Genomic DNA, 20,566 nt, shown 5'->3' on the forward strand with positions numbered 1-20,566 from the left:
CTTATTTATCCACTTTCAGTACAGCAAGGAACGCATCCTGGGGAATTTCTACCCGTCCCACTTGTTTCATACGCTTTTTGCCTTCTTTTTGTTTTTCCAGCAATTTGCGTTTCCGGCTCACGTCGCCGCCATAGCATTTTGCCAACACATTTTTCCGTAGAGCCTTTACTGTCTGCCGGGCTATAATTTTGCTGCCGATGGAGGCCTGGATTGCCACATCGAACATTTGCCTTGGAATCAGTTCTTTCATCTTCTCAGTCAGGGCCCGACCGCGGTATTCAGCCTGATCACGATGACAAATTACGGCAAGAGCATCCACCCTCTCGCCATTGATCATCACATCGACCCTCACCAGATGGCTTGCTGCGAACTGTTTAAATGAATAGTCCAGCGAAGCGTAACCACGGCTCGTGGATTTAAGACGGTCAAATAAGTCCAGCACCACTTCCCCCAGGGGGATTTCGTATTGCACCGAAACCTGGTTACTCATGAACTGCAGGTTTTTCTGTACTCCGCGTTTTTCGACACAAAGTGTAATGACGTTGCCCAGATATTCCTGCGGTACCAGAATGGTCACATCGGCAACCGGTTCACGAAACTCTTCCACCTTCGACGGATCCGGTAAATCTGACGGGTTATCAACCTGTATTACTTCGCCACTTTTTAGCAAGAGTTCATAGATTACCGTCGGTGCGGTGGTGATTAGATCGATATCGTATTCCCGCTCAAGCCGCTCCTGAATGATCTCCATGTGTAACATTCCCAGGAAGCCGCAGCGAAAACCGAAGCCCAGTGCATCGGACGTTTCCGGCTCAAAATGCAACGACGCATCATTCAGGCTGAGTTTGTCCAGGGCATCCCGAAACCGCTCGTAGTCATCCGAGGTTACCGGGAATAACCCGGCATAGACCTGGGGTTTAACACGCTTGAAACCCGCCAAGCTGGGTACATCCGGGGTTTTCGAACTGGTTAACGTGTCACCTACAGGCGCACCGTGAATGTCCTTGATACCCGCCACCAGAAAGCCTACTTCACCGGCTTCCAGCACGTCAGTTTCAAGGCGTTTCGGTGTAAATACGCCAACTGCATCGACCATATGCACGCGACCGGTGGACTTCACCAGAATCTTTTCGCCTTTTCTTATGCGGCCTTCTTTAACCCGGATCAGCGACACGACGCCCAGATAGTTGTCGAACCAGGAATCGATAATCAGACATTGCAGATCCGCCTCCCGATCACCCACGGGCGCCGGAATAACATTTACCAGACGCTCAAGCAAATCTTCCACTCCAAGCCCGGTTTTGGCGCTCACCTGAGCCGCATCGGTGGCTTCTATTCCGATGATGTCCTCTATTTCCTGCGCTACCCGGTCCGGTTCAGCCTGCGGCAAATCGATTTTATTGAGCACTGGCATCACTTCCAGCCCTTGCTCAATTGCGGTGTAACAGTTCGCCACTGATTGCGCTTCCACGCCCTGCCCGGCATCCACCACCAGCAAAGCACCTTCACAAGCGGACAAAGAACGCGACACCTCGTATGAAAAATCCACATGACCGGGAGTATCAATGAAGTTCAGTTGATAAATTTCACCCGCCAGTGATTTGTAATAAAGCGTCACGCTCTGGGCTTTGATCGTTATGCCCCGCTCTCGCTCAATATCCATGGAATCCAGCACCTGCGCTGCCATTTCACGCTGGGTGAGGCCACCACAAAGCTGGATTAATCGGTCGGCCAAGGTAGATTTACCGTGGTCAATGTGGGCAATAATGGAAAAATTACGAATATGGCTTATATCGGTCACAGGTGCGCTTTACTTCAGATGTAGGAGTGGCTGGGAAAACAGCGGCAATTCTACCGATTTTCACAGGGGGATGCATTAGATGAATATATTCGCCTCAAAACCACCGGCCGATAACGCTCATCATGTTGATTTTTATGAAAATGCCAGCGGAGTAACAGAAACCCGAGCGCCAACCCAGACACCCCGGCCAAAGCCGTGGGCAAATCGCCCGCGCCAAGTTGTTCCGCAACTAGGGCGCTGAACATCATACCCAACAATGGCATCAGATACGCGAGCACAGAACTTTTCATCATTACGTCTTCGGGCACACCCACCACCACCTGATCACCCACATTCAGGATCAAGTTACTGAGAGCCTGCATGTGCACATGGTTCTGGCCTAATTTTGCAAGGGCGCTATGACCACAACCGGACTTGGCTGAACAGCTGTCACACGCCGACGTGCGCACAGTTTCAACCCACGCAACATTACGGTCCAAAGCCACTACTTTGCCAATTTCTTCAATCATCGAAACGGGGGAGCCTAATACATATAAGGAATACACTTTAACGCGTTCGTTCGTTGACCGCCAAGATTTTTACATTTTCCGCGATTTTCTCAGCCGTTACCGCGGGTATCTCTCCCACGACGGTCACCAGTGTTTTGTCCCGATTACGGTTAACTGCCACCGTCGCGCCTCTGGAACTGGTGCTTTCTGTCACCGGTGCATCCAGCGCTTCGCAGAACACGGTGAACGCTGCCAAACCATCGCTATAAGTCCTCACACTGACCGTGGGGTACTGCCGGCTCAATGCAGCGCGACCCGCCGCAACAAAACCATCCGGCACCCAGCCCGCCTGCCAACGAATATCACTGATCGGCAGGGGTTGCTCCGCTTCACTCCGACTCAAAGGCTTAGGCATTTTCAAGTTTTCACCTGCCTGGAAATCACCCACCGACAACTCATCAACCAGCGAAAGCTGCACGAACTCGAAGATTTCGAGCGGGTCGCCCTTTAATGGATTGGTTTGGGAACGCAGCAACACACCGGATTCCTCGTCCAGCCACAATGTGTAGCCATAGCGATGTAAATCCAGCGGTTCAACCTCAATCAGAATAGCTGGGCGACCGGCAACACGATCTTCTCCGACCAGTTCAAATCGATAATACCTGGAGGCAGCCTGGATTCCCTGCTGAATCGACTCCCATTTCTGGACCGGGCTGCCAGCCGTAGATAATCCGGAGGGTGGTTTAAGGGCAGGCGCTGCGTCACTGACATGGGATGACAACTGTGAGGAGTTCATCCGGTGGACACTGAAAGTGCGATCCCCTTGACGAATAATTTCGGCAGGTTCTCCGCTCAGATGAACAACTCTCTCCCATACCTGGCCTTGAATTGGGGCATGAAAGACAGCCAAAGAAATTAAACGACCACCACTCAGTAGTACTAAACGGCCCTTAAAACTGGCCTCATGTGAGGCCGTAACCATTTTTTGTAACCATTGTTCAGCGGAATCCTGCGCGACAACGGGCCATGAATGAATTGTTATCACCAGCCCCAGCAGGAGTTGCGGCCAACACTTCATGAACTACTGCTCCAGATTAACCCGGACCGCTTTTTCCTCTGCTGTTGGATTAATGGTAATCACTCGTCCGTATGGACTCACGCTGCTGGCCGTATTGGCTGCGGCATTACCTGAATGGGACAGAAAATAATAGTTCAGCCGATCATCTACATCCGGGTTGTAGCGTATCATTTCCGGTTGCGGCCCCTGATTCAAAACGCTGTAACCGAAATTATTCTGGGACACCGGCATCGCTCGCGGAGAGGTCGGCTGTTGCCCTGAATAAAGGGGAACAGTTGATACCGGTGTTGCCACGCTGGGACCGGGGGAAGCCGAAGCCGCCGCCAACGCCGGTGCCGGACCATTTGCTGTGTTTATCGGTTGCTGTCCCACTGACTGCCAACCCACAATCACGGCTGCCGATACCGACGCCGCCACTGCCACGTTGGCAAATGGCTTAATCAGTCCCGACCGGATCCGGCTTTTTGGCTTTGCTGACACCTCAAGTGCCGGCTCATCCGCCACCGCTTGCTGAACCCGTGCCGAAATATCGACATTTTGCCATTCAAGCGCTTTACCGCGGGTCTGTCCTTTTAATATCGCGCTGGACAGTTGATAGCGTGACCATTTCTGGCACAACTCCTGATCCGATTCGATATTCTTAAGTAGTCGTCGCAATTCCAGTTCGCTGATCTCGCCATCCAGTAACGCTGACAACTCTTCAGAGCTTCTGTCCAAACCTTTCTCGCTCATAGTCACACCTATTTCAAACCCACTCTACATTCATTTACATGCCCGAGGCCCCGGATTGCAGAGCCTGGATACGCTTATCTATTGCTTCCCGTCCCCGAAATATTCTCGAGCGGACAGTCCCGACGGGACAATCCATGACTGCAGCAATTTCTTCATAACTCAGACCATCAAATTCACGTAATGTCACCGCAGTTCGCAAATCATCTGGTAATTCTTTTAACGCATCGTAAACCACTTTTTCCAGCTCATCTCTCATGAGCTCTTTTTCAGGATCAGCAGATTCGTGCAGCACATCACCGCCGCTGTAGTATTCAGCCTCGCCTACTTCAACGTCGGTATCCGGCGGCCTGCGGCCTTTGGACACCAGGTGGTTCTTTGCGGTATTAACAGCAATGCGATAAATCCAGGTGTAAAATGCACTATCTCCCCGAAACCGATCCAGTGCTCGATACGCTTTAACAAACGCATCTTGCGCCACATCCATGGCTTCATCCTGGTCTCGCACAAAGCGGCCGATTACGGCCAATACCTTGTGTTGATACTTCTTCACCAAAAGATCAAATGCGCGTTTGTCACCATTCTGCACGCGCTCTACTAATAGCTGATCGGAATGACGCTCAGCCATTGCTTAAAACTCCCCATACTCGGCCCCGATCACTTCTTTTGGGGGCGCGTAGGTGTAAAGACCTGAGTTCAAGATTAAAGTTCCCGTATAGCATGTATTTTAACTGCCCATTATCATTGCGAGCCAAGTCAGATAAGTAATTGTATACTAGCCGTTTTACGGGCCGAATCTGGCAGCCATAATAACCGGTTTTTGATCTAGTTTGCGGAAAATTGTCTATGACGCGATTCAAACATGACATTCTTGTGATAGGGAGCGGCGCGGCGGGATTGACTGCGGCCCTGCATCTGGCGCCATTTGCCAAGGTCGGCGTGCTCAGCAAGGGGCCCCTGACTGCTGCGAATACCTACTATGCCCAGGGCGGCGTGGCTGCGGTACTGGATGAGGGTGACTCTCTGGAGGCGCACATCAACGACACCCTTGAGGCAGGAGACGGCCTGTGTCGCGAAGATGCCGTGCGCTTCACCGTGGAAAATGGCCCTGACGCTATCCGTTGGCTGATCAAGCAAGGCGTCGGCTTCACCCGTGAAGTCCATGATGACGGGCGCCGAGAATACCACCTGACCCGGGAAGGAGGCCATAGTCATCGCCGCGTTATCCACGCCGCCGATGCGACCGGTCTTGCCATCTCAAGCACCCTGATCGACAAAGTACGCCAGCAGAGCAATGTCTCTCTGTTCGAATCGAGAGTCGCTATTGACCTGATCACCAGCCAGAAACTGGGCCAGCGCGGCAAACAGGTCTTCGGCGCCTATGTGCTCAACAACGAAACCGGGGAAGTTGAGGTGCACGAAGCCCGATTTGTATTCCTCGGTACCGGTGGTTCCAGCAAAACTTATCTTTATACCTCCAACCCGGATGTCGCCACCGGCGACGGCATTGCCATGGCCTGGCGAGCTGGCTGTCGGGTAGGCAATATGGAGTTCAACCAATTCCACCCCACTTGCCTATATCACCCGGAGGCCCGTTCCTTCCTCATTACAGAAGCCATTCGTGGTGAAGGTGGGTTGTTGCGTCTGCCCTCCGGGGAACGGTTTATGGATCGCTTCCATAAAATGGGAGAATTAGCTCCACGGGATATCGTAGCTCGAGCGATTGACCATGAAATGAAGCGACTGGGCGTAGACTGTCTATATCTGGATATTACACACAAGCCAGAAGCGTTTATCCGCAGCCACTTTCCCACCGTGTTTGACCGCTGCAAAAGTCTGGGCATCAATATCGCCCAGGAGCCTATTCCGATCGTACCGGCAGCCCATTATACCTGTGGTGGCGTATTAACAGACTTGAATGGCCGCACGGATCTGGGCGGCCTGTATGCGGTGGGCGAAACTGCCTTCACCGGACTGCATGGCGCTAATCGTATGGCCAGTAATTCATTGCTGGAATGCATGGTCTTCGCCATTGCGGCCAGCAAAGATATTCACCAACAGTTCGATCAGGGTTTTACGGCTCCAACTGTGCCGGACTGGGATGAAAGCCAGGTAACCCACTCCGATGAAGCCGTTGTCATTTCTCATAACTGGGATGAGTTAAGGCGCTTTATGTGGGATTACGTCGGCATTGTGCGAACCGATAAACGCCTGCAGCGGGCCACTCACCGCATTAATATGCTGAAACAGGAAATTCTGGAGTATTACAATAACTTCAAAGTCAGCAACGATCTGATTGAACTGCGCAATTTGGTGCAGGTAGCAGAGCTAATCGTCCGTTGTGCTTTATCCCGCCAGGAAAGCCGGGGGCTGCATTACACTCTGGATTACCCCGACATGCTACCCGAAGCAAAAGACACTATTTTGGTGCCCGGGAACTACTCTTCCGAAGCCTGGGCCCGGCAGGCAGGCGTTGCGCCAGAAACGTCTTCAAGCGAATCCTGAGGTTCGCCGCCTCAGGTTGCTGGCCTTTTTCGCTGGCCCAACGCAAGAATACGGACAGGCGACGAAATTGATCAGCTCCGATCATTTCCCGATTGATAATCAGATGACGTCGCTCCAGCGCAGAGCGACGCAGACTCAATCGCAAATAGCCGCTATCAAGACGGGTCGCATCGTCCAGCTCGAAGGGCCCCAGTTGTACTTGGTTATTCAATCCCAAATACCAGCCATCATGGGCAAGCCGTATCTTCCGCACCGAGCGGGACAATAACAGCAAGCCGTACTTTGCCACCGTGAGCAACAACGACAACACCGCCACTGGAAGCAACCACAGAAATGCGGCAGGCAACTGCAGCAGGGCCACAACGACCAAGCCATGCAACACGGCTATCAGCAGGCTGAAACTGACTGAACCTCGGAGTTCAAGTTCCGGCATCCACACGCTTCAGCACCATCGTCACCATTCGATTCAGCTCCGCATCCTGGGGTTTTGAGCGGTAGGTAAACCATTCAAACAAATCCACATCATGCTGTTCCAGCAAACGTTCAAATAGCGCCTGATCTAACGCCTCCAGGCCATCGAATCGCTGCTCAAAGAAGGGAATCAACAACACCTCCACCTCTTTTATGCCCCGGCGGCATTGCCATTGCAAACGGCGTCTGCTTTCAGGTTGGTTATGATTAGTCTCGGTCATCCATTGCTGCTCCATTAAAGTCCGCGCATTATATAAAAAACTGCGTCACCCTGCCCTGTAAAAAGACAGGCACTGACATTTTGCCTGTCAAGCCGTATGATGGATCGCCCTTCAACACACGACAACAGCCCCCAAACCACAGCAGGAGGTTATATGTGGTCCGACCGTCTTACTAATGCTCAAATCTCCGCTTCGGGCCTTCTCTTTCAATCAATGGAAGAGGAAGCTTCTGCGGTACTTTCCGGCCAGCCGTTTGCCGCAGCGCTAACCCGCTTCGGATTGATCAAGGTTGAGGGAGAGGACGCTGAAGCCTTTCTACAAGGTCAGGTCACTTGTGATATGGCGCAAGTAACCGAAAGCCACCCCAAAGCAGGCGCTCATTGCAATATCAAAGGCCGCACCCAGACCACCTTTATCGCTGCATTCCTGAACAATAATTACTACCTGATTCTGCCCGCAGATCAGGTGGAGCCCACTTTGAACGCGCTGCGCAAATTTGCCATGTTTTCTAAAGCGAGCCTCTCAGCGTCGGACGACTACCTGCTCGTGGGGCTCGGTGGAAACAATCCGGAAGGCGCAATCGACCCTGTGTGGGGGCCAATGCCGCCACCCGATCATGCCACGCTTAACGATACCGGCGCATTGCTGCATCTGTCCTGCGGGCACCTAATCGGGTTAATTTCACCAGACAAGGCGCAACAGTTTGCGGCTTCCTGCGTGCATGCCAACATTCAGCTCTGTGGGGACAATGCCTGGCAGCTCTATAGCATTAACTCAGGCGTAGTGCAGATCGTTAATGCACAATCAGAACAGTGGATTCCGCAGGAAATCAACTACGACCTAATAAATGGGGTCAGTTTTAAAAAGGGGTGCTATAAAGGCCAGGAGATCATTGCCCGCATACATTACCGAGGCCAGACCAAAGTCCGCACAGCCGCATTGGAGATCTCCGACTGTATCGCCATCAATGTGGGAGACAAAATTCTTTCCGCCGCCGGTGCAGGTACCGTGTTAGCGACTGCTCAGGTGAACAGCCACACGGCAAGGGTGCTGTGCACCCTGAAAACGGAGCAATCTGAATCACAAAATCTCAAGTTGGAGCGCAATCCCGACTGTCAAATCCGGCCACTTCCGCTTCCCTATGCTATAACTTAATTAAGTAGACCTGCATAGGAAGCGAATCACTGATGACGAATGTCGCAGATGTCACCTTACACGAAATAAATGAATTAATTGACAACGACCGACTGGTGTTGCCGACGCTGCCTGAAGTGGCATTGCGAGCCAGGGAAACCGCCGAAGATCCCAACGCATCGGCCAGTGATTTGGCGAAGGTTATAAATAATGACGCGGCTATGACGGCCCGAATTATCAAGGTTGCCAATAGCCCCATCATGCGAGGCGCTCGCGAAATTGAAGATGTACAGATGGCAATTGCCCGACTGGGAATCACCTGTATTTCAAACCTGGTTACCGGGTTGGCCATGGAGCAAATGTTTCAGGCGACTTCGGAGTTTATCGATAAAACCATGCGCAAGTCCTGGCATCACAGCACCGAGGTGGCAGGTATTGCCAATGTACTCTGCAAACATTACACAAAACTCAAACCCGACCAGGCCACCCTGGCAGGACTCATCCACGAAATCGGTATTCTACCGATACTGACCTACGCAGAAGAGTCCAACAAATTAACCGATCCGATGACGCTGCAAAAAGTCATCTCGGCCATTCACCCCCAAGTCGGGGTAAAAATCCTTAAATCCTGGGATTTTCCGAAAGAATTGGTGGAAGTGCCTCAGAATTACGCCCAGTTCGATAGAGACACCGGTAGTGAGAAAGCAGATTATGTGGATATCGTCATGGTGGCCAATCTACAAACCTATCTGAACAAACCAGAGCATCCCTATATGCAGAAGGATTGGGCAACCATTTCTGCCTTCACCCGAATGGGGTTAACCCCCAACATGTCGGACTCCGTAGACGAAGACTTGTCTGCAGAAATGGATGCCGCGATGGCAATGCTTCAGAACAGCTAAAAAGGTCAACCAATTAACCAGCGCGCTGCCCGGGTCATGAATCTTCATCCCGGGCAAACATTTCCTGAATGCTGGAAAAATCTTTTTTCCCCCACCCTTTTCGGCCGTGTAATGCGTATAAGCTTTTGGCTAACTGGCCCATGGGTAATGTCGAACGGCTTTGCAACCCCGCCTCCAACGCCAAGCCCAGATCCTTGTTCATTAAATCCGTTTGAAAGCCACCTTTGTAATCGTTTGCGGATGGCACATTTTCCATCGTTCCGGGAAACGGATTATATAATTCCAGCGACCAATTCCTGCCTGAACTTTGCAACATAATATCGGACAAGACTTTAGCATCCAAGCCGTTATCCACACCCAACTGCAATGCTTCAGCGGTTCCTATCATGTGCACAGCCAAAAGCATATTATTGCATATTTTGGCCGTTTGGCCGGCACCGCTGGCACCGGCGTGAAAGACATTTTTACCCATGTTTTGCAGAATCGGATTGGCTTTTTCGAATGCGGCCTGGTCACCACCCACAATGAAGGTGAGCGTACCAGCTACTGCGCCTCCCACACCACCGGATACCGGCGCGTCCAGCATATGAATCCCCAACGCCTGAGCGGCATTGGATACATTAATGGCATTTTCTGCTGCGATAGTGGAACAATCAATTACCAGGGTCTGAGCAGACATGGATTTGAGGATTGCCTGCTGGTGGATATAAAGATCTTCTACGATCTTGCCGGATGGCAACATCGAAATCACAAACTCCACATCCTGCACCGCTTCCTGAGGCGACGCCACAATGTGGGCACTACCGGTGCCGGCCTGACTCTGGGCAACTACGTTTTCTGCGAACTGAACGGACAGGTCATAAACCTTTACCTGGTGCCCGGCCTTAATCAGGTTTACGGCCATCGGCCCACCCATATTACCGACCCCGATAAAACCAATCTTTGCCATGTTGTAACTCCTGAATTTGCGTTATGAGCCCAGATTTAACAGCGGATTAGGTGCGTCCCATGGTGGTTGAAAATGCTGCTCCACCCACTTTGCCGGCACATCGGCGATGGCATCAAACTGCCACTTTGGGTTGCCATCTTTATCCACCAGCAAAGCGCGCACACCCTCAACAAAGTCCGCATGCAATGCGCACTGCAATGACATCACTAACTCCATCTGGAACACTTGCGGCAGCGATAGCTTCTTACCGCGTAGCAATTGCTGATAAACCAGATGAGCGGTGGTCGGACTACCTGATCTGAACGTCGCGGCGGCCTTGTTAAGCCACTTGTTTTCAGTATCCAGCGCATTGAATTGATCGGCTATTTCAACCAGGTCGGCTCCGTCGGTCACCGCTTGAATCAGATCGTAGTGTTCGCGTACATTCGATACAGGCAGTGTCTCCAGGTTTTCATAGGATTTTAGCACCCGGCTAACCAGCACCTGGTTGTCTGCCTCGGATTCGCTCCAGCTCTGCTCCTGCAATGATTGCATCAACGCTTCTTTCGAATCGCTTGCGATATAGCGATCCGCCATACCAACAAAGAGCGCGTCCGCGGCATTTATATTGGCGCCGGTCAGCCCCAAAAAAAGACCGGTTCGACCCGGGGCGTGATTCAGAAACCAGGTGCCACCCACATCAGGATATAAACCAATGGAAATTTCCGGCATCGCCATACGAGACGCTTCCGTCACCACCCGGTGTGACGCCCCCGACATCAAACCAATACCACCACCCATAATTATGCCGTGGCCCCACACGATAATGGGTTTGGCGTAAACATGGATCAAGTAATCCAGCCGATATTCATTCTCAAAAAATGCCTGAACGTCGGGCAACGCCTTTTTTGCACCGACGTCAGTAATCGTTTCGCACAAGGTGCGCACATCGCCACCGGCACAAAACGCTTTTTCACCTGCGCCCTGCAACCAGACTGCAGCAACGTTGTTGTCTTTTTCCCATAATTTAAGCTGGTCAGTGAGCGCTGACACCATCTCGCTGTTGAGCGAATTCAGCTTGCGTTCCATATTGAGCGTGGCAACACCCACCTTTTTGCCATTGGTCGCGCTCAGTTCGCTGAATAAAACCGACTCTGTCATTGAATAATCTCCGTAGCACCTTCCAGCAATGCGCGCCGGGCGATAATGAGGCGCATAATTTCATTGGTACCTTCTAAAATTTGATGAACCCGTGAATCCCGCACATAGCGCTCCAGAGGATATTCACGAATATAGCCGTATCCACCATGAATCTGTAACGCATCGTTGCACACATTAAAGCCGACGTCGGTCGCAAAGCGTTTCGCCATGGCCGAGTAAACGGACGCTTCCGGATCTTTCTGATCCAGTTTAACAGCAGCCATCCGCACCATTTGCCGAGCGGCAACCAAATTCGTCAGCATGTCAGCCAATTTGAATTGCAAGCCCTGAAAATCTCCGATCGCCTTGCCAAACTGCTTACGCTCCAACATGTATCGCTGTGCGGTATCCAGTGCCGCCTGAGCAGCTCCGAGTGAACAGGTGGCGATATTAATTCGCCCGCCATCCAGGCCCTTCATCGCCAACTTAAACCCGTCACCTTCATTGCCGATCAGATTGCCTGCATCGACTTTTACGTTTTCAAACGTAATGGTGCGGGTGGGTTGGCAGTTCCAGCCCATCTTGTCTTCTTTGCGTCCGTAGCTGATGCCTTCACTGTTAGCCGGAACCACGAAGCAGGATATACCGCGAGCACCCGAGCCGGCATCTCCGGTTCTCGCCATCAGTATCAGCACGTCGGTAGAACCGGCCCCGGAAATAAAACACTTACTGCCATTCACCACATAATAATCACCCTGACGCTTGGCACTGGTCTTGAGTGCGGCCGCATCCGAGCCGGCGTTGGGTTCGGTTAAACAGTAAGATGCCAACAGTTCCCCGCTGGTAAGCCCTGGCCCCCACTTTTGCACCAGGGTCTCACCTGCAAATCCGGTGAGCATCCAGGTGCACATATTATGGATGGTGATATAGGCTGCCGTGGCGGTGCAGCCATAAGCCAATTGTTCAAACACCAGGTGAGAGTCCAGCCGGGAAAAGCCCATGCCACCGGCGTTCTCGTCACAATACAGCCCGCAAAAACCCAACTCCCCTGCTTTGCGTATCACATCCACCGGAAATAATGCCTCTGCGTCCCAGCGAGCTGCGTGAGGCGCAAGCTCGCTGGTGGCAAAACTGCGGGCGGCTTCCTGAAAAGCCCGCTGATCGTCATTTAGATTAAAATCCACTTTACCTGCCTCACCTTCCGACTGCATAACAATGGCTGATTTTCGATTTTTATTTCAAATTAATCGTCATGTTAATACCGGTATCGGCAATATCACTTTCAAACCAACGGGCTGTAATGGTTTTGGTTTCTGTATAGAAGCGCACGGCTTGCTTACCGTAAGCGTGTTGATCACCATAGAACGAGGCTTTCCAACCGGTGAAGGAAAAGAACGGTAGGGGCACTGGAATCGGAATATTAATACCCACCTGACCTACTTCTATTTCATGTTGATACTTGCGCGCAGCGGCTCCGCTCGCTGTGAATAATGATGTACCGTTACCGCAAGGATGATTGTTTATGAGTTCGATCGCATCTTCCAGGGTGTCCACGTTGATGACGCTCAACACAGGACCGAATACTTCTTCGTTATAAATGCTCATTTCAGGGGTGACATTGGTGAACAAGGTCGGGCCCACCCAGTTTCCGTCCGGGAAGCCATCCACTTCGCATTGGCTACCGTCAAGCAAACAGGTCGCACCTTCTTCTTTGCCCTGCGCGATCAGCTTCACCACACGCTGCTTTGCCTGGGGGCTTATGAGTGGTCCGTAGGCCGCTTCCGGATCATTCCAGGCGCCGGGATGTACCTGACCCAACGCTTCGGTTATATCATCAATCCATTCGCTGGACTGCCCGACCAAAACCAACACACTGATCGCCATGCAGCGTTGCCCTGCTGCACCCACAGACGCGCCCACAATGTTGTTAATCACTTGCTGGCGATTGGCATCGGGCATAACCACCATATGGTTTTTGGCACCAGCAAACGCCTGCACGCGTTTCATATTGGCGGTACCGGTGCTATAGATATATTGTCCGACCGGCACAGAACCAACGAACGAAATGGCTTTCACATCAGGCTCGGTCAATAACGTGTCCACTTGTTCTTTGCGGCCATGCACAACCTGAAGCACATCGGGCGGCGCTCCTGCTTCAAGAAACAATTCCGCAAGCCGCATTGGCGTCATCGGATCTTGCTCTGAAGGTTTCAGAATAAAGGTATTACCGCAGGCAATAGCGAGAGGGAACATCCACAAGGGAATCATGGCCGGAAAGTTAAAAGGGGTAATACCGACACACACACCAAGAGGCTGCATGTAGGAATAAGTGTCGATCGAGGTGGCAACATTCTCAACGGTTTCGCCCATCATCAGGCTGGGCACATTCGCAGCGTGCTCAACTACTTCAATGCCACGCCACACATCGCCTTTTGCGTCTTCAAAGGTCTTGCCGGTTTCTTTGGCCAGAATCTCTGCCAGTTCGTCATGGTGCTTTTTCAACAACCCCTGATACGCCAGCATAATCCGGGCACGGGCAGGCACCGGAATATTGCGCCAGGTTTTGAATGCGTTTTTAGCGCTGTCGATGGCCTGGCGCATTTCCTCTGCGGTGGTACAGGGCACCTTCGCGATCACTTTTTGCGTCGCAGGATCGTTTACTTCAATCCATTCATCGCTGGAACTGTATTGAAATTCACCACCGATAAGCTGCTTTACTTTCGTTATGCTGTTGTCTTGGTTGCTCTGTGTCATGATCGATTCCTGGGTTGCACGGGGATACTTGTGTCCTGCCTATCTTTGTAGCATAACCGACAGCGAAGTGACATTGACGATATTGCGGATAAAGTGGACTATATTGTGATTATGGTAATTGGCAGGAGCCCTTATGCCCGTTTCTTCCGGCTGGCCGCTTAAACCCGGTGCTATCCGATTTTTTGTTCCTCTGTTTGCAAGCCGGCAACTGCGGCAACACCCGTTGACTGAATCGTTATATATCAACGGCATGGGGTTGTATCCCTGTGCCGAGGGGCATCTGATGGAGCGCTCTGACCATGAAGACCATTTATTAATGTATTGCTCAGCGGGAAAAGGATATGTCTCGGCCGGAGGCAAACGCACGCCGGTCTCCGCGGGTCAACTCATCTTGATTCCCAAAGGAACAGCCCATGAATACGGCGCCGATTCCCACACCCCATGGACACTCTATTGGGTTCACTTTTCGGGCACCCGCGCAAGTCACTATATCGAACACATCGGGCTGTCCGAAGGGAATTGTGTAGCGACCATCGGCTTGCACCCGAAAATAGTGGCGGATTTTGAGTCCATCTTCGATGCGAGGGAAACCGGATACAACATGAAGGCACTGATTCATGCATCCCAGTGCTTAAAGCAATTTATAAGTTACCTGGCCATGCTCACCAGCCGACAACTGCAACCTTCACGTAGCCAGATTGATCTGGCGGCAATTCAAACACTGATGAAGTCCAATCTGCATGGGGATCTTGAGCTGGAAACGCTGGCCGAGTTGGCGCACCTCTCCAAATACCACTTCAGCAAGCGATATAAAGAAATTACCGGGTATGCCCCCATTCAGCATTTTATTCACCTGAAAATGGAGCGGGCCTGTTATCTGCTGGATGTGTCATCGCGCTCTGTTGCAGAAGTTGCGGAAACCCTCGGATACGATGACGCCCACTATTTTTCCAGGTTATTTAAAAAGGTGACCGGCTTATCCCCAAGGGAATACCGCAAACTGGAAAATGTGTAGCGACTCAATCGGGGACGGACCAGTCCACCGGCGCCAGCTTTCTCGATTTCAGATAGGCGTTGGCCTGCGAAAAGTGTTTGCAACCAAAAAAGCCCCGGTGCGATGACAGTGGTGAGGGGTGCGGGGATTTAAGAACACAATGTTTTTTTACATTAATGAACTGACCTTTTTTTTGGGCATAGCTACCCCAGAGCATAAACACAATACCCTCACGCTTTTCATTCAACTCACGGATCACCGCATCCGTAAATTGCTCCCAGCCTTGCCCCTGATGAGCTGCCGCTTTGGACTGTTCAACTGTCAGCACGCTGTTCAAAAGTAGCACCCCCTGCTCCGCCCAATGGTTTAAACAGCCATGGGACGGAATAGGCAAGCCCAAATCGTCCTGTATTTCTTTGAATATATTGCGTAGAGAGGGAGGAAACGGCACCCCTTTGCGAACAGAAAAGCACAACCCGTGCGCCTGATTCGGCCCGTGATAGGGATCCTGCCCCAGAATAACCACTTTGACCTGCTCGAACGGAGTCAGGTTAAACGCATTAAAATACTCGCTTCCCGGCGGGTATATGATTTTTCCGGCTTGCTTTTGTTGCTGCAAAAAAACTTTCAACGCCTTCATATAAGGCTGCTCAAATTCCGGCAGAAGATGGGCTCTCCAGCTCGGCTCAAGTTTTATCGTATCTGAAGACTTGGACATTTTTGCGTTCACTAAGAATTATTGAAAATTACGCCTATAAAAAGGCACGTAGTTGACGCTGCATTATTTTATTGGCGCGTTGTTCATCAAATTCCTCCACCGGAACCATCAGTGCTTCATGTTCGAGCCGGTCTAAAGTACCTATTAATAACTCTCCGGCAATGTCGGGATCCGCGACGCCGATGACTCGGCACAGCTCCGTCATTTCGCTCATCAGATATTCAAAATACGCTTTTGCCACTTCACGCAACCGACTATCACGCAGGCACTCATGCTTGAATGCTTGCTCTGCAATCATATGATCGCGTTTTTCTGTTAGCTCGTGCTTGAGGAAGGCTACAATCATCATGGCCAACGCCTCGACCACTCGATTGTTTGTTTCGGTGCTACTACCGACGTAGGCCTTATGCTCGCCGATAAATTCACCCACATTCTTGTAAATCGGGTCCAGTACGTCGTTCATTGCGTTTTCAGCGAATAAAATAAACGTATCAGCAATCAGATCGGATATGTCTTTAAAGTAATATGTGGTTGCAGAAAGAGGAACATTGGCTTCCTTGGCAACGGCTCTGTGCCGAATCCCTCTCACACCATCGGCAACGACAATTCGTAGAGAGGCTTCAAGGATAGCGCGTCGACGTTGTTCACTACGGGCACGGGAGGCTTTACGTCCACGATAATTTAAGGTGGTATCTTCTGACATTTTGTTGGGCACCCATCAGTCATACAAAATCAGATGATACGTGAAAATGCTAATCATTTCATAGCGATAAGGAACAATAACAACCAATTTAGAGAGCAATCAACAAACAATTAAGCAAAAAAAGGCCCCATCTACGGGGGAATGTAGAGTGGGGCTCCCAGCAAGAAACAGAACAGCTTGTTCTAATTATGTCGCTGCTATTGGTTGTTTTGCAATCGCCTTGCCAACTTTTCTATTCGCGCTATCCAATTGATATTGGTTAGGTTTTCTACTTTTTACACAACGAAATCAGGGCAGGCTATTTCCCGACCAGGTCACAATGTGACCAAATGGGTCAGGCCAGGCTCCGAAAAGCAAAGCGTTCGGGGTTGCCCCCCAAGCCATCAAATATGTTTTTCCGGCGCAGTTTGTGATTACTCTGTTCAACCAACTTTTGCAGCATTTCAGGAGCAAAATAACGGCCTTTCGCTGTAACCCGAATGACTTCACGCAACAGGCGCACCCGAATACGATCCGCTAATTCTGGTTTCAAATTAATGTCATGTGCCACCAAAGGCCCGATTAACAACTCACTAAACGCGGTCAGCATACCCTCTGAAAGGTAAAACGGCGCTTGGCCTGCCATGTTCCTCAACAGGGCTTTTGCCAGTTTTTCACTATCCGGGCTCGGGCTATATAAGTGGGAAGACAATTGCAGCGCCAGCATTTCCTGCTCCTCCAGGGTGGCCGGCAATAAATCATTGTGCACGCCTAACACGTGCCCGGCGTAGCGCCAGAAATATTGCATCAGACTCTTTTCCTCGTAACTGAGGTTGACCCCCAGGTTACCGATGCCCCGCGCAACCATGAAATCAAACTCCATCACCGTGCCAGCCATGTCTTCCTGATTAATAGGCTGGTCGTATTTCTGCACATTCCATTTTCCGGAGTTCCACAAAAATTGGCGAACGGCAGAATGAATAAGTCGCACCTCAACCAGGGTGCGATGGCCGATGCTGCCAGGACGGATATTGCCCTCACCAACCATATTGTGGAGCAATTGTCCGGTTTCATAGATACGGCGGGTAACGTCTTTTTGCAGGCGGCCGGTCGCCACCAGCACCTGGGATGGCTTGTTATAGGCATAGCCTTCAACCAGGCTACTGCACAGTAAGACCAAGCCCTGCAAAGGCGCATAGCGGCGAAATACACGGCTGCCCTCTTCCAACGCATCAAAATCCACCCAGCCCGGAACTTCATGGCATTGACGCATGAAATCCTCAAAAACGCCGCCTTCTTGCTTTGCTCTTAGTTCAACCTCATCGAGCATATCTGAGGGTCTGCCACGCTTAATCAGCGCAGTGCAGGCGTCTGCGGAATCGTCACACACCTGCCGCCATTGTTCCAACTTGGCATGAGAATAACGATCCCACCAAATTCGTTGTTGCGGGGTTTGCGGGCCTTTCTCTATTTTTATTAGTTCTTCTGTTGTAGGCATGAGTGCGCACCGAATGAGTGATGACTGATTGGTTCCAGAACAGTATCAGATGGTGCGCAGCCGGGCAAGAACTCATGAGTTCTGCTCTCTATTTGACCACATAGCGAAGTACATCCACGACCTGGGCAGGCGTTTGAGCCCAAGCCAAAGCGGCGGCGTCTACTTCTTTAAGGGGATGAATAATCGACTCATCATGCAAGGTGATATAGGGTTTGCCCATTGCCGAACAATAACCAGCATCAAAAGCCGCGTTCCACTGCTTGTACTTGTCACCGAATCGCACGACGACAATATCGGCCTTCTCTATCAAGGACTGAGTGCGGATGGCATTCACTTTCGAAGACTTGTGGTCGCGCCAGAAAGCGTTTTCCTCTGCACCCAGTACGTCCCCGGCGGCATCACTGGCATCATGGTCGGTCACGGCAGAACTAAACTGAATAGGCAGTTCCAGCTTTTTTGCGCCAGCGATAATCTGCTCGCGCCAATCAGTATGTATTTCTCCGGATAAATAGACTGTCCACAACATAACGGCTCTCTCTTCTCTCAATATGATAAAAATAGAGCCGCATTATACACCAACGAATTGCGCTACCGGATGCACCCACAATCCGGACATCATTACTCCTCCAGCTGTACAAAGCCACCCAATACTGGACGGATCAAGCGTTTCAAAACGCCCGTATCCATTTTAATCACCTCGGTGTGGTTCCCGGCATTGAAAGCGAGCCAATCGTGTTTCAGCAAACTTTTTTCCATATACACGCTCATTTCATACATCCCACCCAAAGGAGGCATACCGCCAACTTCGCAATCGGGAAAGCGTTTGGTAAATTCGTCTTCGCGAGCCAACACCAGACTGCTCACTTTCATCAACCGCTTTAACCGGTCGTAATCGATCATTTGGTGAGCAGGCAACACCGCCATAGCCAGCTCTCCGTCTCCGCTCACGATAACGGTTTTAGCAAGTTGTGCTCCGGGAATATGGGCAGACTGAGCCACTTCGGACGCCGTCACAGCCGGGGTATGGTTATAAGTGTGATAGTTAACATCGTTCTTATCCAGATATTCTGATAACGCGCGTACTGGCATGACGCACCTCCTTTTGTGATCTACATCACGAACCTTAATTTCACCTTAAGGTTAGAAGTGATTCCTAGCGCTGTCTAAATAATTAAACGAAATAACAGATTGAGTCAGGGGGCATATAGGAAGCGAAGGCAATTTGGTGGACAGAAAAATTTTTATAGCACCGAACGCTAACTGGTTTTCAGGAAGCCAGACAGCGTTCGGACTGGGTTTCAGTCTAGGGGACCTATCTCTTTCGAAATAGAGGGGTATGGGCGTTTTTATGCACAGAAGCTACTTGGTAAGGGGTAGGATTTGAATACCCCTCCACCCATAGAAGCAAACATGAAACAGGAACCTGTAAATATGCCCACAGTAAAGGATTCCAGGCTGTAAATCTTTTTTGCTTCCAAAGGAAGTTTTACATCACGACCTTGCAGCTCCTTCCCGTTCTCATCCAAGAACACGGGCTTACCCTCACGACTAAACGCATTGCGAAAAGGCAGATAATTCGCAGTGTCGTAATGATCAGCGCCCTTACCGGGCACATTATTTTTCGCATCACCTGCGATTGCACAACCGGTTACACTCAACGAAACAGCCACACCTGCAACGCCCCCCAACAAATACTTTTTCAACATAGCTTTATTCATATCTTGCTCCTATATATTAATATTGATTGCCGCAAACCACAGGCGCCCGGGATAAAATGCTAATGTCGTAGCGTCGTAATTTACAAACTCATCAGACTCATCAAATAGATTATCCAATCCGAATTCAAGCGAGCCAAAGTGGCCTGGAAAGCGATAACCTGCGATTACGCTAGTAATCCATGTATTCTGTTTTTGTCGATCGGGAGATTGTAATGAACTAAACCTTTGCTTGAAGTAGGTCTGCTTTACTGTAAATGAAGCGCCATTATCAGCGAACAATGATACGACAAAAGGGACAGAATAAAGATCAACATAGAGTGAATCAGATTCTGAAACAATCTCAGCCGTCGACCGACGATCCCACCCCAGTCCCATAGACATAGAAACTTGAACATTTGGTATATATTGAAAGTAGGCGTCGGCTATCCGTTCCTTAGTCGACAAGGTATCGACAATTTCAGTACCATTGCGAACGGCCTCGAGCTCCAGATTTCGATCTACATAAGAAATCCCATATGCGAAAAAGCGTGACAACGCCTTATCAATTGCGATCGAGTAGTTCTTACTCCGGGTTCCAGCAGGGTCTGAATAAAACTGCGAGAACCCCATCAAAGTCGTTGGTTCAATAGTCTGATTTGCTGCATAGTAACCTTGGAAATTTTCAATGTAGGCTATACGCAACCTCGGAACGTGTCAACCTGATTTGCACCAGCTCTTTAAAAATTAAATTGCATTTGCCCTCTTTAGCGTAGGGAAATTTACTCCGAATTCGCGTTCTGGTGTACCTTCGCCCTCCGGGGCTGGA

The 20,566-nt window shown here is 50.7% G+C and carries 22 protein-coding genes; 4 read left to right on the forward strand and 18 right to left on the reverse strand.

Going from position 1 to position 20,566, the window contains the following annotated elements:
- Window position 1: 1 nt before the first annotated feature.
- The 5 genes from lepA to rpoE are packed head-to-tail and all read right to left on the reverse strand — an operon-like array spanning window position 2 to window position 4,724.
- The gene (gene lepA / locus FT643_RS21395) at window positions 2–1,801 is read right to left on the reverse strand and encodes a translation elongation factor 4 (protein WP_317622096.1); all 1,800 of its coding nucleotides are present in this window, start codon (window positions 1,799–1,801) and stop codon (window positions 2–4) included.
- Between the two features lie 50 nt (window positions 1,802–1,851).
- Window positions 1,852–2,310: a SoxR reducing system RseC family protein gene (locus tag FT643_RS21400; protein ID WP_156873461.1), complete on the reverse strand. Its 459-nt coding sequence runs from the start codon at window positions 2,308–2,310 to the stop codon at window positions 1,852–1,854.
- Window positions 2,311–2,347: 37 nt separating this feature from the next.
- Window positions 2,348–3,367, reverse strand: a complete 1,020-nt coding sequence (locus FT643_RS21405; protein WP_156873462.1) for a MucB/RseB C-terminal domain-containing protein — start codon at window positions 3,365–3,367, stop codon at window positions 2,348–2,350.
- Between the two features lie 3 nt (window positions 3,368–3,370).
- A complete protein-coding gene (locus tag FT643_RS21410; protein WP_156873463.1) occupies window positions 3,371–4,099 on the reverse strand; it encodes a sigma-E factor negative regulatory protein in 729 nt (242 codons plus the stop codon).
- Window positions 4,100–4,133: 34 nt separating this feature from the next.
- Window positions 4,134–4,724 carry an RNA polymerase sigma factor RpoE gene (rpoE, locus tag FT643_RS21415; protein ID WP_156873464.1) on the reverse strand — a complete coding sequence of 197 codons (591 nt, stop codon included), beginning with the start codon at window positions 4,722–4,724 and terminating at the stop codon, window positions 4,134–4,136.
- Window positions 4,725–4,942: 218 nt separating this feature from the next.
- Here rpoE and nadB point away from each other — a divergent pair, with 218 nt between their 5' ends.
- Window positions 4,943–6,601: an L-aspartate oxidase gene (gene nadB, locus FT643_RS21420; RefSeq protein ID WP_156873465.1), complete on the forward strand. Its 1,659-nt coding sequence runs from the start codon at window positions 4,943–4,945 to the stop codon at window positions 6,599–6,601.
- Here the strand turns inward: nadB and FT643_RS21425 are convergent.
- Both FT643_RS21425 and FT643_RS21430 read right to left on the reverse strand, forming a co-directional pair.
- The gene (locus tag FT643_RS21425) at window positions 6,516–7,034 is read right to left on the reverse strand and encodes a protein YgfX (RefSeq protein ID WP_156873466.1); all 519 of its coding nucleotides are present in this window, start codon (window positions 7,032–7,034) and stop codon (window positions 6,516–6,518) included. The genes nadB and FT643_RS21425 overlap by 86 nt on opposite strands.
- Window positions 7,021–7,293 (reverse strand): FAD assembly factor SdhE, encoded by a 273-nt coding sequence (locus FT643_RS21430; protein ID WP_156873467.1) that lies wholly within the window; start codon window positions 7,291–7,293, stop codon window positions 7,021–7,023. Before FT643_RS21430 ends, FT643_RS21425 begins: the two co-directional genes overlap by 14 nt.
- 153 nt (window positions 7,294–7,446) lie before the next feature.
- On the opposite strand from FT643_RS21430, the gene ygfZ reads away from it, so the two are divergent.
- Together ygfZ and FT643_RS21440 are read left to right on the forward strand one after the other, a co-directional pair.
- Entirely contained in the window at window positions 7,447–8,448 is a 1,002-nt protein-coding gene (ygfZ, locus tag FT643_RS21435) for a CAF17-like 4Fe-4S cluster assembly/insertion protein YgfZ (RefSeq protein WP_198043773.1), read from the forward strand.
- A 32-nt stretch (window positions 8,449–8,480) separates the two neighbouring features.
- Complete coding sequence (locus tag FT643_RS21440; protein WP_156873469.1) at window positions 8,481–9,329, forward strand: HDOD domain-containing protein; 849 nt, start codon at window positions 8,481–8,483, stop codon at window positions 9,327–9,329.
- Window positions 9,330–9,363: 34 nt separating this feature from the next.
- On the opposite strand, the gene mmsB is transcribed toward FT643_RS21440, so the two are convergent.
- The 4 genes from mmsB to FT643_RS21460 are packed head-to-tail and all read right to left on the reverse strand — an operon-like array spanning window position 9,364 to window position 14,151.
- On the reverse strand, window positions 9,364–10,278 hold the full coding sequence (mmsB, locus tag FT643_RS21445) for a 3-hydroxyisobutyrate dehydrogenase (protein ID WP_156873470.1): 915 nt from the start codon (window positions 10,276–10,278) through the stop codon (window positions 9,364–9,366).
- Between the two features lie 21 nt (window positions 10,279–10,299).
- On the reverse strand, window positions 10,300–11,418 hold the full coding sequence (locus FT643_RS21450; protein WP_156873471.1) for an enoyl-CoA hydratase/isomerase family protein: 1,119 nt from the start codon (window positions 11,416–11,418) through the stop codon (window positions 10,300–10,302).
- Entirely contained in the window at window positions 11,415–12,581 is a 1,167-nt protein-coding gene (locus tag FT643_RS21455; RefSeq protein WP_317622097.1) for an acyl-CoA dehydrogenase family protein, read from the reverse strand. Before FT643_RS21455 ends, FT643_RS21450 begins: the two co-directional genes overlap by 4 nt.
- A gap of 49 nt (window positions 12,582–12,630) precedes the next feature.
- On the reverse strand, window positions 12,631–14,151 hold the full coding sequence (locus tag FT643_RS21460; protein ID WP_156873473.1) for a CoA-acylating methylmalonate-semialdehyde dehydrogenase: 1,521 nt from the start codon (window positions 14,149–14,151) through the stop codon (window positions 12,631–12,633).
- A gap of 133 nt (window positions 14,152–14,284) precedes the next feature.
- Between FT643_RS21460 and FT643_RS21465 the strand changes: the two genes are divergently transcribed.
- The gene (locus tag FT643_RS21465) at window positions 14,285–15,166 is read left to right on the forward strand and encodes an AraC family transcriptional regulator (protein WP_156873474.1); all 882 of its coding nucleotides are present in this window, start codon (window positions 14,285–14,287) and stop codon (window positions 15,164–15,166) included.
- 4 nt (window positions 15,167–15,170) lie between these two features.
- Here the strand turns inward: FT643_RS21465 and ung are convergent, their stop codons facing one another.
- The 7 genes from ung to FT643_RS21500 form a co-directional block, all read right to left on the reverse strand.
- Entirely contained in the window at window positions 15,171–15,863 is a 693-nt protein-coding gene (gene ung, locus FT643_RS21470) for a uracil-DNA glycosylase (protein ID WP_156873475.1), read from the reverse strand.
- 34 nt (window positions 15,864–15,897) lie between these two features.
- The gene (locus FT643_RS21475) at window positions 15,898–16,566 is read right to left on the reverse strand and encodes a TetR/AcrR family transcriptional regulator (RefSeq protein WP_156873476.1); all 669 of its coding nucleotides are present in this window, start codon (window positions 16,564–16,566) and stop codon (window positions 15,898–15,900) included.
- Window positions 16,567–16,900: 334 nt separating this feature from the next.
- Window positions 16,901–18,043 carry an oxygenase MpaB family protein gene (locus FT643_RS21480; protein WP_156873477.1) on the reverse strand — a complete coding sequence of 381 codons (1,143 nt, stop codon included), beginning with the start codon at window positions 18,041–18,043 and terminating at the stop codon, window positions 16,901–16,903.
- Window positions 18,044–18,131: 88 nt separating this feature from the next.
- Window positions 18,132–18,569, reverse strand: a complete 438-nt coding sequence (locus FT643_RS21485) for a YtoQ family protein (protein WP_156873478.1) — start codon at window positions 18,567–18,569, stop codon at window positions 18,132–18,134.
- Between the two features lie 92 nt (window positions 18,570–18,661).
- Window positions 18,662–19,132 carry an aminoacyl-tRNA deacylase gene (locus tag FT643_RS21490; protein WP_156873479.1) on the reverse strand — a complete coding sequence of 157 codons (471 nt, stop codon included), beginning with the start codon at window positions 19,130–19,132 and terminating at the stop codon, window positions 18,662–18,664.
- A 257-nt stretch (window positions 19,133–19,389) separates the two neighbouring features.
- Entirely contained in the window at window positions 19,390–19,761 is a 372-nt protein-coding gene (locus FT643_RS21495) for a hypothetical protein (protein ID WP_156873480.1), read from the reverse strand.
- Between the two features lie 9 nt (window positions 19,762–19,770).
- Window positions 19,771–20,442 (reverse strand): TonB-dependent receptor, encoded by a 672-nt coding sequence (locus FT643_RS21500; RefSeq protein ID WP_156873481.1) that lies wholly within the window; start codon window positions 20,440–20,442, stop codon window positions 19,771–19,773.
- Window positions 20,443–20,566: the final 124 nt, after the last annotated feature.

The organism is Ketobacter sp. MCCC 1A13808, from assembly GCF_009746715.1.
Classification (GTDB): Bacteria; Pseudomonadota; Gammaproteobacteria; order Pseudomonadales; family Ketobacteraceae; genus Ketobacter.

Excerpts from the sequence above, each read along its gene's own strand:
- FT643_RS21400 (WP_156873461.1), bottom strand. The coding sequence starts at position 2,310 with ATGATTGAAGAAATTGGCAAAGTAGTGGCTTTGGACCGTAATGTTGCG.
- FT643_RS21405 (WP_156873462.1), bottom strand. The coding sequence starts at position 3,367 with ATGAAGTGTTGGCCGCAACTCCTGCTGGGGCTGGTGATAACAATTCAT.
- FT643_RS21410 (WP_156873463.1), bottom strand. The coding sequence starts at position 4,099 with ATGAGCGAGAAAGGTTTGGACAGAAGCTCTGAAGAGTTGTCAGCGTTA.
- rpoE (WP_156873464.1), bottom strand. The coding sequence starts at position 4,724 with ATGGCTGAGCGTCATTCCGATCAGCTATTAGTAGAGCGCGTGCAGAAT.
- nadB (WP_156873465.1), top strand. The coding sequence starts at position 4,943 with ATGACGCGATTCAAACATGACATTCTTGTGATAGGGAGCGGCGCGGCG.
- FT643_RS21425 (WP_156873466.1), bottom strand. The coding sequence starts at position 7,034 with ATGCCGGAACTTGAACTCCGAGGTTCAGTCAGTTTCAGCCTGCTGATA.
- FT643_RS21430 (WP_156873467.1), bottom strand. The coding sequence starts at position 7,293 with ATGACCGAGACTAATCATAACCAACCTGAAAGCAGACGCCGTTTGCAA.
- ygfZ (WP_198043773.1), top strand. The coding sequence starts at position 7,447 with ATGTGGTCCGACCGTCTTACTAATGCTCAAATCTCCGCTTCGGGCCTT.
- FT643_RS21440 (WP_156873469.1), top strand. The coding sequence starts at position 8,481 with ATGACGAATGTCGCAGATGTCACCTTACACGAAATAAATGAATTAATT.
- mmsB (WP_156873470.1), bottom strand. The coding sequence starts at position 10,278 with ATGGCAAAGATTGGTTTTATCGGGGTCGGTAATATGGGTGGGCCGATG.
- FT643_RS21450 (WP_156873471.1), bottom strand. The coding sequence starts at position 11,418 with ATGACAGAGTCGGTTTTATTCAGCGAACTGAGCGCGACCAATGGCAAA.
- FT643_RS21460 (WP_156873473.1), bottom strand. The coding sequence starts at position 14,151 with ATGACACAGAGCAACCAAGACAACAGCATAACGAAAGTAAAGCAGCTT.
- FT643_RS21465 (WP_156873474.1), top strand. The coding sequence starts at position 14,285 with ATGCCCGTTTCTTCCGGCTGGCCGCTTAAACCCGGTGCTATCCGATTT.
- ung (WP_156873475.1), bottom strand. The coding sequence starts at position 15,863 with ATGTCCAAGTCTTCAGATACGATAAAACTTGAGCCGAGCTGGAGAGCC.
- FT643_RS21475 (WP_156873476.1), bottom strand. The coding sequence starts at position 16,566 with ATGTCAGAAGATACCACCTTAAATTATCGTGGACGTAAAGCCTCCCGT.
- FT643_RS21480 (WP_156873477.1), bottom strand. The coding sequence starts at position 18,043 with ATGCCTACAACAGAAGAACTAATAAAAATAGAGAAAGGCCCGCAAACC.
- FT643_RS21485 (WP_156873478.1), bottom strand. The coding sequence starts at position 18,569 with ATGTTGTGGACAGTCTATTTATCCGGAGAAATACATACTGATTGGCGC.
- FT643_RS21490 (WP_156873479.1), bottom strand. The coding sequence starts at position 19,132 with ATGCCAGTACGCGCGTTATCAGAATATCTGGATAAGAACGATGTTAAC.
- FT643_RS21495 (WP_156873480.1), bottom strand. The coding sequence starts at position 19,761 with ATGAATAAAGCTATGTTGAAAAAGTATTTGTTGGGGGGCGTTGCAGGT.